General features: G+C 61.8%; 20 protein-coding genes. 8 read left to right on the forward strand and 12 right to left on the reverse strand.

Translation table 11 applies throughout. The annotated features are described in order from the left end of the window. From ABW043_RS11405 to ABW043_RS11415, 3 genes are all read right to left on the reverse strand, one after another. The coding region (locus ABW043_RS11405) for an NUDIX domain-containing protein (protein ID WP_353921327.1) at positions 1-501 on the reverse strand (501 nt) is incomplete at its 3' end. Between the two features lie 54 nt (positions 502-555). Then, on the reverse strand, positions 556-1182 hold the full coding sequence (locus tag ABW043_RS11410) for an FMN-binding negative transcriptional regulator (RefSeq protein ID WP_353921328.1): 627 nt from the start codon (positions 1180-1182) through the stop codon (positions 556-558). Positions 1183-1204: 22 nt separating this feature from the next. Next, positions 1205-1816, reverse strand: coding sequence for a LysE/ArgO family amino acid transporter (locus tag ABW043_RS11415; RefSeq protein ID WP_353921329.1), 612 nt, complete (start codon positions 1814-1816; stop codon positions 1205-1207). A 72-nt stretch (positions 1817-1888) separates the two neighbouring features. Here ABW043_RS11415 and ABW043_RS11420 point away from each other — a divergent pair, with 72 nt between their 5' ends. Continuing rightward, on the forward strand, positions 1889-2779 hold the full coding sequence (locus ABW043_RS11420) for a LysR family transcriptional regulator ArgP (RefSeq protein WP_353921330.1): 891 nt from the start codon (positions 1889-1891) through the stop codon (positions 2777-2779). 13 nt (positions 2780-2792) lie between these two features. On the opposite strand, the gene ABW043_RS11425 is transcribed toward ABW043_RS11420, so the two are convergent. From ABW043_RS11425 to ccmA, 6 genes are all read right to left on the reverse strand, one after another. After that, the gene (locus tag ABW043_RS11425) at positions 2793-3251 is read right to left on the reverse strand and encodes an SRPBCC domain-containing protein (protein WP_353921331.1); all 459 of its coding nucleotides are present in this window, start codon (positions 3249-3251) and stop codon (positions 2793-2795) included. Between the two features lie 31 nt (positions 3252-3282). Further along, on the reverse strand, positions 3283-3816 hold the full coding sequence (locus ABW043_RS11430) for a DsbE family thiol:disulfide interchange protein (RefSeq protein WP_353921332.1): 534 nt from the start codon (positions 3814-3816) through the stop codon (positions 3283-3285). Next, positions 3813-3974 (reverse strand): heme exporter protein CcmD, encoded by a 162-nt coding sequence (gene ccmD, locus ABW043_RS11435; RefSeq protein ID WP_353921333.1) that lies wholly within the window; start codon positions 3972-3974, stop codon positions 3813-3815. Before ccmD ends, ABW043_RS11430 begins: the two co-directional genes overlap by 4 nt. Next, positions 3971-4732 carry a heme ABC transporter permease gene (locus ABW043_RS11440; RefSeq protein ID WP_353921334.1) on the reverse strand — a complete coding sequence of 254 codons (762 nt, stop codon included), beginning with the start codon at positions 4730-4732 and terminating at the stop codon, positions 3971-3973. The genes ccmD and ABW043_RS11440 overlap by 4 nt, the downstream gene beginning before the upstream one ends. 75 nt (positions 4733-4807) lie before the next feature. Then, a complete protein-coding gene (ccmB, locus tag ABW043_RS11445) occupies positions 4808-5473 on the reverse strand; it encodes a heme exporter protein CcmB (protein ID WP_353921335.1) in 666 nt (221 codons plus the stop codon). Beyond that, positions 5470-6096 carry a heme ABC exporter ATP-binding protein CcmA gene (ccmA, locus tag ABW043_RS11450; protein WP_353921336.1) on the reverse strand — a complete coding sequence of 209 codons (627 nt, stop codon included), beginning with the start codon at positions 6094-6096 and terminating at the stop codon, positions 5470-5472. Before ccmA ends, ccmB begins: the two co-directional genes overlap by 4 nt. A gap of 157 nt (positions 6097-6253) precedes the next feature. Here ccmA and acnA point away from each other — a divergent pair, with 157 nt between their 5' ends. The 4 genes from acnA (at position 6254) to ABW043_RS11470 (ending at position 11007) form a co-directional block, all read left to right on the forward strand. Beyond that, positions 6254-9007 (forward strand): aconitate hydratase AcnA, encoded by a 2754-nt coding sequence (gene acnA / locus ABW043_RS11455; RefSeq protein WP_353921337.1) that lies wholly within the window; start codon positions 6254-6256, stop codon positions 9005-9007. 135 nt (positions 9008-9142) lie between these two features. Beyond that, positions 9143-9880 (forward strand): DUF1223 domain-containing protein, encoded by a 738-nt coding sequence (locus tag ABW043_RS11460; protein WP_353921338.1) that lies wholly within the window; start codon positions 9143-9145, stop codon positions 9878-9880. 312 nt (positions 9881-10192) lie between these two features. Next, positions 10193-10537: a DUF2794 domain-containing protein gene (locus ABW043_RS11465; RefSeq protein WP_353921346.1), complete on the forward strand. Its 345-nt coding sequence runs from the start codon at positions 10193-10195 to the stop codon at positions 10535-10537. After that, positions 10534-11007 (forward strand): GNAT family N-acetyltransferase, encoded by a 474-nt coding sequence (locus ABW043_RS11470; protein ID WP_353921339.1) that lies wholly within the window; start codon positions 10534-10536, stop codon positions 11005-11007. The genes ABW043_RS11465 and ABW043_RS11470 overlap by 4 nt, the downstream gene beginning before the upstream one ends. Here ABW043_RS11470 and ABW043_RS11475 read toward each other — a convergent pair. The 3 genes from ABW043_RS11475 to ABW043_RS11485 form a co-directional block, all read right to left on the reverse strand. Continuing rightward, the gene (locus ABW043_RS11475) at positions 10970-11470 is read right to left on the reverse strand and encodes a P-loop nucleotide/nucleoside kinase family protein (protein WP_353921340.1); all 501 of its coding nucleotides are present in this window, start codon (positions 11468-11470) and stop codon (positions 10970-10972) included. The two genes, ABW043_RS11470 and ABW043_RS11475, sit on opposite strands and share 38 nt — an antisense overlap. Positions 11471-11474: 4 nt before the next feature. Beyond that, positions 11475-11972, reverse strand: a complete 498-nt coding sequence (locus tag ABW043_RS11480) for a GNAT family N-acetyltransferase (protein WP_353921341.1) — start codon at positions 11970-11972, stop codon at positions 11475-11477. Between the two features lie 98 nt (positions 11973-12070). Next, the gene (locus tag ABW043_RS11485; RefSeq protein ID WP_353921342.1) at positions 12071-12796 is read right to left on the reverse strand and encodes a Bax inhibitor-1/YccA family protein; all 726 of its coding nucleotides are present in this window, start codon (positions 12794-12796) and stop codon (positions 12071-12073) included. Positions 12797-12998: 202 nt separating this feature from the next. Here ABW043_RS11485 and thpR point away from each other — a divergent pair, with 202 nt between their 5' ends. From thpR to ABW043_RS11500, 3 genes are all read left to right on the forward strand, one after another. Next, positions 12999-13538, forward strand: a complete 540-nt coding sequence (thpR, locus tag ABW043_RS11490) for an RNA 2',3'-cyclic phosphodiesterase (RefSeq protein WP_353921343.1) — start codon at positions 12999-13001, stop codon at positions 13536-13538. A gap of 219 nt (positions 13539-13757) precedes the next feature. Then, positions 13758-14279: an invasion associated locus B family protein gene (locus ABW043_RS11495; protein ID WP_353921344.1), complete on the forward strand. Its 522-nt coding sequence runs from the start codon at positions 13758-13760 to the stop codon at positions 14277-14279. 87 nt (positions 14280-14366) lie between these two features. Further along, positions 14367-14867, forward strand: a complete 501-nt coding sequence (locus ABW043_RS11500) for an invasion associated locus B family protein (RefSeq protein WP_353921345.1) — start codon at positions 14367-14369, stop codon at positions 14865-14867. Positions 14868-15113: the final 246 nt, after the last annotated feature.

Here is a 15113-nt window from a genome sequence, read left to right on the forward strand (position 1 = left end):
GGCGGCCATGGCATCGTCGAGTCCCATCTCCAACACTTCCAGCTCCTCGCCCTCTTCGACGAGCCCCCCGCCAGTATGCCGATAGGTGCTTTGGTCATAGTGGCCGACAAAGAGGCTGACCTTTTCCTGCACCGAGCCGGGCGACATATAGATGTCGCTGACATGCACGATGTCGCGCGGCTCATGGCCCATTTCTTCCATGGCCTCGCGCCGGGCACAGGTCTGCGGGTCGTCGCCATCGAGGAGCCCCGCACAGGCTTCGAGCAGAAAAGCCGCATCGCCATTGGCCAGCACCGGATAGCGGAACTGGCGCACCAGCAGGACTGTGCGCCTTTCGGGATTGAAGAGAAGGATCGCCGCGGCATTGCCGTGGTCGTAATTCTCGCGGCTAAGCCGCTGCACCGTGCCGTCGTCGCGCCGATAGTCCAGCGTGACCCGCGTCAGCGTACCCCAGTCATCCGAGAGGGTTTCCGAGCCGATGACCCTAACTTTGCCGTCCATGATGCTTCCTTCGCCTTTGGCCGGAAGCTGGCGCATTTTTCCCGATTCTGGAACTCACTCCCGGCCCGGCAAGGCCGCCATGCGCGCCGCCAACTCATCCTGACCTGAAGACTTCAAACCGTCCACGGCGCCCTCGAAATCCCTGGCATCGCGGTTCTGGCTGAGTTTTGACTTGGCGATCGTCCGGGTCACCGCAATGCGGAAGCCAACGATCTTGCCCAGCATGTCGGTCATATAGTCGGCCGGGGCGTCGGCCATGCGCCAGGCCTGTTCGCCATTGAGCCGCCGCTCGTGCTCGCGGGTGAGGAGGCCCACAGCCGCCCGCTTGCTGCTTTCATCGTGCTGGAAACTGATCGTGCCATGCATATGCACGACCTGATAATTCCAGGTCGGCACCTGCTTATGGTGCTCCGCCTTGCTCGGATAGAAATTGGGCGAGACATAGCCGTCGACGCCGCGAAAGATGACCAGCACCTCCTGCGCCTCGGCAATCAGCCGGTGCATGTCATTGGCAAGGGCGATATGGCCGACCAGGTCACCGCGCTTGTCGAGAAGGATCGGCATGTGATTGGCAATCAATCCTGCCGCCGTGTTCGCGACCACGCAACCGAGCGGCGCCGCGGCGATCACGGCGGCGACCTCCTGCGGATCGATTTCCTTGAAATGTTCGGGCAGGTACATTGGCGCCTCTCGCGAAAGAAGATCAGGCGCCGAAGACCAATTTGAGGGCGATGGCCCACATGACCACGGCGATGATCGCCTCGAGAATACGCCAGGCAAACGGTTTGGCGAAGATAGGACGCAAAAACGCTGCGCCATAACCGAGGGCAAAAAAGAAGACGAAGGATCCCGCAATGGCCCCGGAGGCAAAATACACTTCGCGCCCGGAAAACTGCGTCGAAATGGTGCCGAGCAGCACGACCGTATCGAGATAGACGTGCGGATTGAGCCAGGTGATGGCAAGGCAGGCAAGCAGCGTGGTCACCAGCGTCCTGGCACCATCCCCGGCACCAACAGATAGCGCGCTCCGTGATTTCAAAGCGGAAATGAGGCTTCGTCCGCCATACCAGATCAGAAAAGCCGCCCCGCCGAACCGCATGACCGGATCGATCCAGGGCAACAGCGCTGCAATACGCCCAAAGCTCGTCACGCCGAGAACGATCAGCGCTGCATCCGACAGCGCACAGACAAGGCAGACGGCAAAGACATGCTCGCCCCTGAGCCCCTGCCGCAGCACGAAGGCATTTTGCGCACCGATGGCGACGATGAGACTGAGGCCGACGGAAAGGCCCGCGATGAAAACCGGAATATCCATGCCCTTGCGCTAATGGACCCAGCATGATTAGGCAATTTAATCTACATAACATCGAATTAGCTGAGCTAATCCATGATCGACTATTCCGCCGCCCTTGCCGTCGCCCGGATCGTGCAGACCGGCAGTTTCGAAAAGGCCGCGCGCGCCCTCAACGTCACCCCATCGGCCATTTCCCAGCGCGTCCGGCAACTCGAGGAGCGCATGGGCACGGTATTGATCGAACGCGGCACGCCCTGCGTCGCGACCGAAAAGGGCGCCTGGCTCTGCCGCCATATGGAACTGGTCGGCATGCTGGAAAATGATCTGCTGAAACACCTTCCGGCCTTGGGTGATCAGCAGGTGGGGCCGACCACGGTCGACATTGCCGTCAATGCCGACAGCCTCGGCACCTGGTTTCTTCCCGCCGTAGCTGCCTTTTCGCAGAACTCCACTGTCCTGCTCAATATCACCGTCGACGATCAGGAACACACCGCCGAGGCGTTACGCCGCGGCCGCGTGCTGGCGGCCGTCACCGCGCTCGCCGAACCCGTGGCCGGCTGCCGCACCATTCCCCTCGGACGCCTGCGCTATCACGCAACCGCCAGTCCCGATTTCATGCACCGTCATTTTCCTCAGGGCGTAACCAGCGAGGCCCTGGCGCATGCGCCCGCCATGACCTTCAACCAGAAGGACCTGTTGCAGCGCGACTGGATCAAGCACGTCTTTGGCAAGGACGTCAGCGGCCCCACCCATTTCCTGCCCTCGACGCAAGGCTTTGTCGAAGCGTGCCTCCTCGGCATGGGCTGGTGTCTTAACCCCATTCATCTCGTGCGCGATCATCTTGCATCCGGCCGTCTCGTCGAACTGGTACCCGGGGCCGTGCTCGACGTGTCCCTGCACTGGCAGGTCAGTCGCCTCGCAGCCGGTCAGTTCTCGGAATTGACCAACGCCGTGGTCGAAGCCGCGCGGCGCGAGCTGCTATGAGGGCATAGGACCCTCAACCCTCGAGGAATTTCGCGAGGTTTTCCAGGGACGACGCGAGGCCCTCCGCATGGTCTTCTGCACTGATGCCGCTGGGCACGTTTTCGGCGCGAATGGTCACCTCTGTGCCTTCCGGCACCGGCCGAAGCATCCAGTTCATCACCATGGTCCCGGCAAAAGCGGGGTCATCGGAGACGAAATCGACCGCTTGCGAAACGAGCGCTCCGGGCACGAGATCAACAAAGCGTACCGCGACATCGTCGGAATTCTCGCCCGTCTTGCCCGCTATGCTCGGGTCTTCGTAATGCAGCACCATGCGATAGTGTCCGCCGGCACGCAGATCGAACTCCAGCATCTCCCCACGCATACCCGCCGGCGGCAGCCAGACGACCATCGATGCAGGGTCGGTCATGGCGGCATAGACCGCTTCGGGCGTCGCATCCACGATACGGCTGGCGCTGTCGGTGCGGCTCATGCTCGTTCCTCCTCGCGCAAACGAGTGTGGGCTAGAGCCGCGCCTTTTCCAAGGCGGGGATCAATTCGCTCTCGATCGCTTCGGCGCTCAGCGGACCGACATGCTTGAAGGTGATCTTGCCCGATCCATCGACGACAAAGGTTTCCGGCACGCCATAGACGCCCCAATCGATGGAAACCCGCCGGTCCCGATCGGCTCCTATGGCGTCATAGGGATTGCCCAACTCCGCCAGAAACGCCCGCGCATTCTCGGGCGCGTCGGAATGATTGATGCCGAAAAGCCGGACCCCAGTCTCTGCCTTGAGCGCTTCAAGCAGCGGATGCTCATCGCGGCAGGGAATACACCAGGAGGCAAAGACATTGACCACGGTCGGCTCGCCCTTGAGTGCGGCCGTATCGAAACCGGGCACGTCCAGGCCCTCCACCGGGGCGAGCGTGAATTCGGGCGCAGGCTTGTCGATCAGCACGGAGCGGACAAGGTTTGGATCGCGATTGATGGTCGAGGCAAAGACCGCGATCAGCCCCACAAGCAGCAGCAGCGGCGCGGCAAAGAGAAGTTTCCTCATTGCGCAGGGTTGCCCGTACGAGCATCGCCAAGTTCTTCAAGCCGCCGCTTGGTCTGGCGGGCAGCAAACACAGTCCAGCCGACGAGGCCGGCAAGGCCCGCAAAGACCCCGACATAGGCGGCAATGATGAATTCGGCATGGGCGCCAAGGGCGATCATCGTGCGTCTCCCCGTGCGGCGCGACGTTCCAGCGTGGTGATGCGACGGCGACGCACCTCGGTATGCATGGCAACGAGCTGCAGCGTCACGAACAGGAACGTAAAGGCGAAGAACATGACGAAAAGCGGCGTCAAAATTTCGCCCGGCATGGTCGGGCCATCGGCGCGAAAAACGCTGGCCGGCTGGTGCAGCGTGCTCCACCAGTCCACCGAAAATTTTATGACCGGAATGTTGACCGCACCCACAAGGGTGAAGACCGCAACGACGCGGGCGGCACGCAACTGATCGTCAAAGGCGCGCCAGAGCGCGACAATGCCGAGATAGATGAAGAGGAGAACGAGCGTAGACGTCATCCGCCCGTCCCATTCCCAGAACGTGCCCCATGTCGGCCGGCCCCAGAGCGAGCCGGTGAAAAGCGCCATGGCGGTAAAGGCGGCGCCCAGCGGCGCCGCAGCCTTCATCGACACATCGGCCATGGGATGGCGCCAGACCAGCGTACCCAGCGCCGAAACGGCCATGGTGGCGTAGACAAACTGGCTGAGCCAGGCCGTGGGCACGTGCACATACATGATGCGCACCGTGTCACCCATGTACTTCTCCGGCGGCGAGGAGAACAAGCCATACCAGAGGCCCGCAGCGAACAGCACGCCGGTGACAAGCGCCAGCGGCAGGATGAGTGGGCGCGTCAGCGCGACGAACTGCCCTGGGTGGGACAGCCTGTTCCACCAGGTCATTTTTGGCGTGGTGTCGATGGTCATGCTTCGATGGGGCTCTCGGAACGCATGGTGTCTCAGCGCTTTTTGGCAAAATGGCAATCACTTTGCCAAAAACGCTTAGTCTTCACCCCAATCTATCGCAAGGGCCGCCGCGAAGGGAGACAGCACCAAGACCATGAGACTGAGTGCCGCAAGCAACAACGCGGCGGCCTGCGCCTGGTCCGGTCCACCACTGGCGGAGATGGCCCCGACACCGAAGATCAGGACGGGCACGGAGAGCGGGGCGATGAGGATGGGCGCGAGCAGCCCACCCCGCCGCGTGGCTACGGTTACCGCGGCCCCGATTGCCCCAAAGCCTGCCAGAGCCGGCGTACCAAGAAGCAGGGACAGCACAGTGCGCCCAAATGTTTCGCCATCCATGGCAAGAAGCAGCGCGAGAGCCGGCGAAGCCAGGATCAGCGGCAGGGCCGCGGTCAGCCAATGGGCAATCACTTTTGCGGCAACCACGGCCGAAAGCGGGATATCGGCAAGCCGGTAGAGCGCCAGCGTGCCATCGGCCCTATCGGGCCCGAAAAGTTTTTCGAGGCCAAGCAGCATGGCAAGGAAGGCCGCGATCCAGACGATACCCGGCGCAATGCGCGCCAGGAGCGCCTTGTCCGGCCCCACCGCGAAGGGCACGACAGCCCCGACGATAACGAAGAACAGCACCAGCGTCAGAATTTCGCCGCCACCGCGCAGGCTCAGGCGGATTTCGCGAGAAAGAACCGAGAGAAAGCCGCTCATGCGCCGCTCTCCAACGTCAGCACGGCAAGCCCGTCGACCGCGATATCATCGTGGCTGGCGATGACGACAATACCGCCGGCGGCGAGATGATCATCGATCAATCCTGCCAACAGCCTTTGGCCCTCCGTGTCGAGCGCGGATGTCGGTTCATCGAGAAGCCAGACCGGGCGCGCGGAAACCAACAGGCGAGCCAGCGCCAGACGCCGCTGCTGGCCTGCCGAAAGATAGGCCGCATCGAGCTTGGCTTGTCTCGAAAGACCGACGCGATCGAGCGCCTCGGCAACCGGCAGGGCGGCATTGCCGTTGATACCACACCAGAACTCCAGCGTTTCAATCGCAGTCAGTCGTGGGCGGATGGCATTGCGATGCCCGCAATGATGGAAAGCAGGACCAAAATCCTCGTCATACCCCTCAATCACCACCGACCCTTCGAGCGGGTCGAGAAGACCCGCCAGGGTAAGAAGCAGCGTCGACTTTCCGGCGCCGTTCGGGCCGCGCAGCATCAAGCCGCTGCCCGCCGGAACCGACAGCGCGATATCGCGCGCCAGCACGGTTTCGCCGCGACCGACGCCCAGCGCGAAAGTCTTGAGGCAGAGCAAAGAATGGACGTGCCGTTCAGTCATGACCCCATCTCGTATTGAACCACGGGCGAGACTGGCAAGGGCTTTTCCGATTGACTATAAAGGACATAGATTAGAGTCATTCCAGCAAAGCGCGGTTTTACCGGCGGCCCCCATTGCTCTCCGGTAGGCAGCGTTACAGCAGCAAAGGGCGGAGCAAGTGGCCTCACTAGACAGCTTCAAATCCAAGTCGACCCTGACGGTCGGTGGCAAGACCTATACCTACTTTTCCATCCTTGAAGCGGAAAAGAACGGTCTGGCGGGCGTCTCCAAGCTTCCCGGCTCGATGAAGGTCGTGCTCGAAAACCTGCTGCGTTTTGAAGACAACCGCACGGTGAAGAAGGAAGACATTCTGGCCATTGCCGAATGGCTCGTCACCCGCACCTCCGAATATGAAATCCAGTATCGCCCGGCCCGCGTGCTGATGCAGGACTTTACCGGCGTTCCCGCCGTCGTCGACCTGGCAGCCATGCGCGACGCCACCGCAAAGCTCGGCGCCAATCCGCAAAAAATCAATCCGCTCGTCCCCGTCGACCTCGTCATCGACCACTCGGTGATGGTCGACTCCTTCGGCACCCCCCTCGCTTTCCAGCAGAATGTCGAACTCGAATACGAGCGCAATGGCGAGCGCTATGAATTCCTGCGCTGGGGCCAGTCGGCCTTCGATAATTTCCGCGTCGTGCCCCCCGGCACCGGCATCTGCCACCAGGTGAACCTCGAATACCTGTCCCAGACCGTCTGGACCAAGGACGAGGATGGCGAAACCGTCGCCTATCCCGATACGCTCGTCGGCACCGACTCGCACACGACCATGGTCAATGGCCTTGCCGTGCTCGGCTGGGGCGTCGGCGGCATCGAGGCCGAGGCGGCCATGCTCGGCCAGCCGATCACCATGCTGATCCCCGAAGTCGTCGGCTTCAAGCTGGTCGGAAAAATCAATGAAGGCATCACTGCCACCGACCTGGTGCTGACCGTCACTGAAATGCTGCGCAAGAAGGGCGTGGTCGGCAAGTTCGTCGAATTCTTTGGGCCGGGCCTCGACTATCTCAGCCTCGAAGACCAGGCGACCATTGCCAATATGGCCCCCGAATACGGCGCCACCTGCGGCTATTTCCCCGTCGACGCCGATACGCTGAAATTCCTCTCGACGACCGGTCGCGATCCCGATCGCGTGGCGCTGGTCGAAGCCTATTCCAAGGCCCAGGGCATGTTCCGCACGACGGATACGCCCGACCCGACCTTCACCTCGACGCTCGAGCTTGACCTATTCACCGTCGTGCCCTCGCTCTCGGGTCCAAAGCGGCCGCAGGATCGTGTCGCGCTCAAAGACGTCACCCGCGCTTTCGACGCCGCTCTGCCCGAACTCTCGGGCGGCCGCATAGAGCGCACCCGCCTTCCCGCCGACAAGCAGGAAAGCCGCTTCGTCGATGAAGGCGCCAATGGCGTCCACGACATTCCCGAAGAGGCCGCCTTCCCCGTAAAGGGCACCGACTACCACATCACCGATGGCTCGGTCGTCATCGCCGCCATCACCTCCTGCACCAATACGTCCAATCCCTCGGTGCTGGTCGCGGCTGGCCTCGTCGCCCGCAAGGCACGCGCCCTTGGCCTCAATTCAAAGCCCTGGGTCAAGACCTCCCTGGCCCCCGGCTCGCAGGTCGTCACCGACTACCTGACCGCCGCTGGCCTGCAGGCCGATCTCGATGCCATCGGCTTCAATCTCGTCGGCTATGGCTGCACCACCTGCATCGGCAATTCCGGTCCCCTGCCCCAGGCCATTTCCGACACGATCAACGAGAACAAGCTCGTCGCCGCCTCGGTGCTTTCGGGCAACCGCAATTTTGAAGGCCGCGTGAACCCCGATGTGCGGGCCAACTATCTCGCCTCCCCGCCGCTGGTCGTCGCCTATGCCCTTCTCGGCACGCTCAATGTCGACATCACCACCGAGCCGCTCGGCACCAGCAAGGATGGCAAGCCGGTCTATCTGAAGGACATCTGGCCCTCCAACCATGAGATCGCCGAGATCGTGCGCCAGCACGTCAATGCCGACATGTTCCGCAAGCGCTACTCGGACGTGTTCAAGGGCGACAAGCTCTGGCAGGCCATCTCCGTCGAAGGCGGCGAAACCTATGGCTGGAACGGCTCCTCCACCTATGTGCAGAACCCGCCCTATTTCGAGGACCTGACCATCGAGCCAAAACCCGTCACCGACGTGGTTTCGGCCCGCGTGCTCGCCCTTTTCCTCGATTCCATCACGACCGACCACATTTCGCCGGCCGGTTCGTTCAAGGCGGCTACGCCCGCAGGCAAATATCTCATCGAGCGTCAGGTCGCGCCGAAGGATTTCAACTCCTACGGCTCCCGTCGCGGCAATCATGAAATCATGATGCGCGGCACCTTCGCCAATATCCGCATCAAGAACATGATGCTCGACGGCGTCGAAGGCGGCTTCACCAAGGGCCCCGATGGCTCGCAGATGGCCATCTATGATGCCGCCATGGCCTACCAGGCCAAGAATACGCCGCTGGTGATCTTTGCCGGCAAGGAATACGGCACCGGCTCCTCGCGTGACTGGGCCGCCAAGGGCACCAACCTCCTCGGCGTCAAGGCCGTCATCGCCCAGTCTTTCGAACGCATCCACCGCTCGAACCTGGTTGGCATGGGCGTCATCCCGCTGCAGTTCAAGGACGGCGAAAGCTGGCAGAGCCTCGGCCTCGACGGCACCGAAACCGTCGATATTGCCGGAGTGGAACAGATCGAACCCCGCGCCACCGTCAATGTGAAGATCACCCGCGCCGATGGCTCAGTGCTCAATATCGAAACCCGCTGCCGCATCGATACGGCCAACGAGCTCGACTATTTCCGGAACGGCGGCATCCTGCACTACGTCCTGCGCAGCCTCGTCGCTGCTTAGGCACCAAACGAGATCGCAGAAGAATGGCGGCCCCAAAGGCCGCCGTTTTCGTTTCGGGCGCAGACGACGCCGATTCCGCCTTCTCACCCTCTTTTGACTAGGCAGCGGACACCGGGCCAGAATACAACCTTGCCCATGATTGCAAGACCCCTCATCGGCCTCGCTTTGGCGCTGGCGGCTAATTTTGTTGTGCTTGGCGCCGCCTCGTCGGAGGAGCAGCACATAGAACCCAAGGCCGTGGTGGAACTGTTCACGAGCCAGGGTTGCGCGTCCTGCCCGCCGGCCGATGCGCTGCTGACCGCTCTTGCTGAACGCGACGATGTCGTCGCCCTCGCATTTCACGTCGACTATTGGGACTATGTGGGCTGGAAGGACACTTTCGCCCAGGAAGCCTATTCCGACCGCCAGCGCGCCTATGCCAAGAGCTGGGGATCCTCGCGCATCTATACCCCTCAGATCGTCGTCAATGGCGCCAAGGCCGTGGTCGGCTCGCGCCGCAACGAGGTTCAGCAGGCCGTAGACCGCGCCAGCCTGCCGCTCACCCTCGACCTCACCCTCAATGGCGACATGCTGAAAATTTCCGTGCCGCCCAAGGCCGATCTCTCCGACGCCGTGGTTTGGCTCGTCACCTATATGAATCGCGCCGACGTCAAGATCGACAGCGGCGAGAATGCCGGCAAGTCCATGGTCTATACGCAGGTGGTGACCGGACGGCAGGTGCTGGGCATGTGGGAAAGCGAAACCGGCGCCGAACTCAAGCTGCCGCTCGGCGAAGTGCTGGGCGCGGCCAATACCGGCATCGCGATCGTCGTTCAGCAGGAGCGTGGCGGTCTGCCCGGCGCGATCCTTGCGGCAGGCGCTTACGAACCCTGACAGCCGGACAAAGAAAACGCCTGCTCCGGGGGCTTGGAGCAGGCGTGACTGACTTTGGAGGTCAGATAGGAGACTGGCAACCGGACGTCATGGTTGGGGGCTCGGTCGGCCCGGTTGCCAGCCGCTGGAGGCAATGGTGATAAGATGCCGGTCCAATGGGGCGTCTTGAGGGACGAATCGTGGCCGAAATTGGATTTTTTCGTCCTTGCCAAGCTTCCGGAATATGCCGATCATGACTGTCCGATGACATGAATCTCCTTGGAGAAACGCGTGCAGGGTCGTCAGCCAAATGAGTCTCCAGCCAGTCTTTCGCTGGTGCATGTCGGTGAACCGCAGAACCAGCCGGCCCGCCCCGTACAGCCCGTCGTCGCCTTCGACCGTCGCGAACTGATGCAGATTCTGTCCGTCTATGGCCGCAAGGTCGGACAGGGAGAATGGCGAGACTACGCCATGGATTTCCTCAAGGACCGGGCGCTTTTTTCCATCTATGCCCGGGTTTCCGAACGCCCACTTTTCGTCGTCGAGAAAAATCCAAAGCTGCGCGCCAAGCAGGGCCAATATCTAATCACCAACCAGCAGGGCCGTATCCTCAAGCGCGGCCATGACCTCTCCCAAGTCCTGCGCGTCCTCGATCCCGATCTGGCCGTCGTTGGATGAGCATTCTCGTCCGTCGGGCCGGGCCGGACGATGTACCGGCCATGAGCCGCATTCTGACAGCCTCCATCATCGAACTCTGCGCCCCCGATCACGCCAATGATCCCGCAGCGATTGCCGCCTGGACAAAAAACAAGACGCCCGAAGGCGTCGCGGCAATGCTCGCCAATCCCAATCTGCTGATGTTCGTAGCAGAACTATCCGACGTGATCGGTGCCGTCGGCGCCATAAACCGCTCCGGCGAAGTCGCGCTCAATTACGTCGCGCCCAACATGCGCTCGCAGGGTCTCAGCACCGCCATCCTCACCCGGCTCGAGGCCGAACTGCAGGCCCTCGGTTTTGATGAAGGCCGGCTCGAAGCCACCATCACCGCCCGCCGCTTTTACGAGCGCGCCGGCTGGCAGCTCGACGGCCCGCAGGCCACCGGCCGCATGGTCAATGGCTATCCGATGAAGAAGTCACTGGCAGGCTGAAATTTCCCGCCAGTTCGTCGGCGTCGGGCGCCTCGAAAAGTTTGGCCCACTCGTGCAATTTCGTCACCGGGATGACGAAATGACCCACGCCGGCCCCTTCGTTGCGCCCGGCAATCCGACGTTCCAGCTCCTCGATCGGCACCGCGTCAAACTGCACGCGGCAATCCGCCCCGAGCGCCCGCGCCCTGTGCGCAAAGCCGATCCGCTCGGCCCGGCTCCAAAAGCCGAAATCGAGAATGACGTCGCCACCACCCGCCAGGATATGGGCAGCGACGTCCCACATGATCGCTTCCACCGTGTTGTGTCGCAGGTCGTGGTCGGGGTGATGCATGTCGTCAGCGAAAAGCCGCGTCTGCCACTCGTCCGGCGTCAGGCGCAGGGCGCCGGTCTGCGCTGCAAGCGCCTTGGCCCGCGTCGTCTTGCCCGAACCAGGCAGGCCCACCATCAGCGTGAGCAGGGCCACCGCTTCAAAGCGCCTTTTGCAGGTGCACGATATCGTGCCAGCGGTCAAACTTCAGGCCGACGGACTTGTAGTAGCCGACATGCTCGAAACCGAATTTTTCGTGGATGGCGATGGAATTGGCCGTATCGGCGGTAATGACGGCCAGCATCTGCTTGAAACCATGTGCTTTCGATTGCACGAGCAATTCGGTGAGCAGCGCCTTGCCCAGGCCCTTCCCCGTCTCGGTGGGGTCGAGATAGATCGAATCTTCGCAGGTGAAGCGATAGGCGGCGCGCGGTCGATAAAAGCTCGCATAGGCATAGCCCAGCACCTTGCCGGCCCGTTCCGCGATGATGACCGGGTGACCCAGTTTCAAGAGGCCCGCATATTTCTCAGCGATCCCTTCTTCGCCCGGTGCTTCGGTATCGAAGGTGATGGCGGAGTTCTCGACATAGTGCCGGTAGATCGTGGTGATGGCGGGAACGTCGGACCAGGCGAACGGGCGGAGGGAAAAATCGGACATGGCGCAGCACAAAAGAAAAAGACCGCAGCCTTTGTAAGCTGCGGTCCGAATATCAGTCCAACCAAATTCCTTGATTAGGCAATCAAGGAAGCTGTCGCTTACTCGCGATTGCCGAACAGGCGCAGGAGCATCAGGAACAGGTTGATGAAGTCCATGTAGAGCGACAGCGCGCCCATGATGGCATTCTTGGCCATAACGTCGGCGCCATAGGCGTCCGAGTAGCTTTCCTTGATCTTCTGGGTGTCATAGGCGGTAAGACCCGTGAAGATCAGGACGCCAACGACCGAGATGATGAAATCCATCATCGAGGACTGCATGAAAATATTGACGATCGAGGCGATGATGATGCCGATCAGGCCCATCATCAGGAAGTTGCCCATGCCGGTCAGGTCACGCTTGGTGGTGTAGCCATAAAGGCTCATCGCGCCGAAGGTAGCGGCAGTGATGAAGAACACCTTGGCGATGGACGCGCCGGTATAGACCAGGAAGATCGACGACAGCGACAGGCCCATGACGGCGGCAAAGGCCCAGAATACGGCCTGAGCAGCGCCAACGGAGAGCTTGTTGATGCCAAAGCTAAGCACCAGCACGAAGGCCAGCGGCGAGAGCATGATGACCCATGCAAGCGGGCTGCCATAGAGCAACTCGGCATTTGCCGGGCTCGACATGGCCCACTGGCTCGTGAAGTAGGCCACAAGGCCGGTTACCACGAGGCCGAGGCCCATATAGTTGTAAACGCGCAGCATATAGCTGCGAAGGCCCTCGTCGATGGCCGCGGCCGAGCCGGCCCGCGCACCGAGGGTCTGACGGTCATATTCAGCCATTCTAATTCCCTTTCCCTTGGAAAATCGCGGTCGATATCACCGCCGGGGGCAATTGGCTTTTGCCACTTGAGTGCAAATATGGATTCGGACCCGTTGATTTACAAGGCGAAACGGAATGCTGCGACATCTGTGACTGGCCAGATGACCCGATTGTGTTACGCTCTAGTCCAAGATTCGGTCGCTCCTGCCTGGGAGAACTGCCATGCCCCGGCTTTTTACCGGCCTCGAAATCCCCTCCGACGTGGGTTTTGCCCTGTCGTTAAAGCGTGGCGGCCTAAGCGGCGCGCGCTGGATCGACCCGGAAAATTATCACATTACCTTGAGGTTCATCGGCGATGTCGACAACCAGACGGCCAATGACGTCGTCGACAATCTCGACTATCTCAGCCAGAGCCTGAGGTTCCCCGTCCGGCTGACCCATCTCGGCACTTTCGGCGGCGACAAACCTCGCGCGCTCTATGCCGGGGTCGAACCCAGCGAGGCCCTCAATCGCCTGCAATCGGCCCATGAGCGCATGCTGCAGCGCGCGGGACTGCCGCCCGAAGGGCGAAAATTCGTGCCCCATGTCAGTCTCGCCCGGTTGCGCGGCACCGCTGCCGAAGATGTCGCCCGCTTCATCGCCGAAGCGGGGCGCTTCGAACCCCTCAACTTCTCTGTGGCGCGCTTCGTACTGTTTTCGAGTCGGGATTCGGTCGGTGGCGGACCCTATGTGGTGGAAGAGACCTATCCGCTCGCCGCCTGACATCGCCTGTCCTCACGCAAGCGTTAGCCTCAATTTAACCGTTCGGGTTCAAAGCGGGGTATCGTCCCGCGGACCTGCCAAATTGCCGCCGCCTTTGCCGAGCATTTGAGGCAAAAGCGGCGCACGAAAGCCCCGCTTGACAGCTTGGTAACCATGTTTGCGGCATGCTGGGCGGACGCATCCCCCGCGGACTGGCAGCGAAAAGAGGAAAAATTGGCAATGAAGACAAAGACCGGTGGTCTCGTTTTTGGACTCGCGGTAACTGCCCTCGTGACTTTTGCAGCGGCCGCCCAGGCGCAGCAAGCCACGGAACTGGGCTCGTTCAACGCCTGGAGCGCCTGGCAGGCTACCGATGCCAGCGGCCAGATCTGCTATATTTCGGCGACGCCGACGAAGTCCGAGCCTTCGGGCGCCAATCGCGATCCGATCCATTTCATGATCATCCATCGCAAGGGCCTCGGCACCAAGAACGAGGTGCAGACCCTGATTGGCTATCCGTTTAACGCCACCGCAGCCAATGCCAGCGCCTCCGTCGATGGCAAGTCCTATCCCATGGTCACCGAAGGCTCGGCCGCCTGGCTCGCCTCGACGGGCGACGAAGCGGGCTTTGTCACCGCCTTCAAGGCTGGCAGCCAACTGCTGATCAAGGGCACGTCGCAGCGCGGCACCAATACCACCGACACCTATTCGCTCTCCGGCGCCACCGCCGCGATGAACGCCATCGACGCCGCCTGCAAGTGATTTGGGCTTTGCCCACCCTTGCGTTTAGACCATAAAGGGCGCCGGGCTTCGGCCCGCGCCCGTTTCAATGCTGTGAGCCTCCCGTCCATGACCTTTGGAAACAAGTCCGCTCTCGCCCTGGCCCTTGTACTTGCCACCGCCCTGCCGGCGCTGGCGCAGTCGGCGCGGGTGCTGGGCGATTTCCGGGACTGGTCGAGCTATGCGGCCGACGATGGCTCAGGCACCATCTGCTTTGCCATGACCAAGCCCAAGACCTCGGACCCGGCCGCCGAAGGCCAGGCCTATCTCTACATCACCAATCGTCCCGGCGAGGACGTGGTGGGCGAGATCAACATCGTGGCCGGCTATACCTTCCAGACCGGCTCGGTTGCCACCATCAGCGTCGGCGGCCAGAATTTCGCGCTCTTCACCCAGGCCGATGCGGCCTGGCTTGACGATTCCGGTCAGTCTGCAGCGCTCGCTGCCGCCATCCGCGCCGGCTCGGCGCTGACCGTGCAGGGCGTCAATGCCGCCGGCACCCAGGTCATCCAGAACTATTCGCTGTCCGGCGCCACCGCCGCGCAGCAGGCCATCGGCGCCGAGTGCTGATCTGAGCCACCCAGCCCAACTTATCCACCTTATCCCCGCCCCCTCCGGACCATTGTAAAACTCCTCCCATTCCCCGCACGGGACCGAGTCGAGACGGACGGCTGCGTGGGATGCTGAGCGCACGGGACCGTTCCCGTGTGGGTTCGGGGGCTGGCCGCATGCGACGAGCGATCAAGTGCCGCTAAAAGTCCTGTCCAAAAAACTTCGAACTGTGCCGCAGGCAAAATCGCTCCAGTGGAGCGATTT

It is taken from the genome of Devosia sp. (assembly GCF_040509215.1).
Taxonomy (GTDB): domain Bacteria; phylum Pseudomonadota; class Alphaproteobacteria; order Rhizobiales; family Devosiaceae; genus Devosia.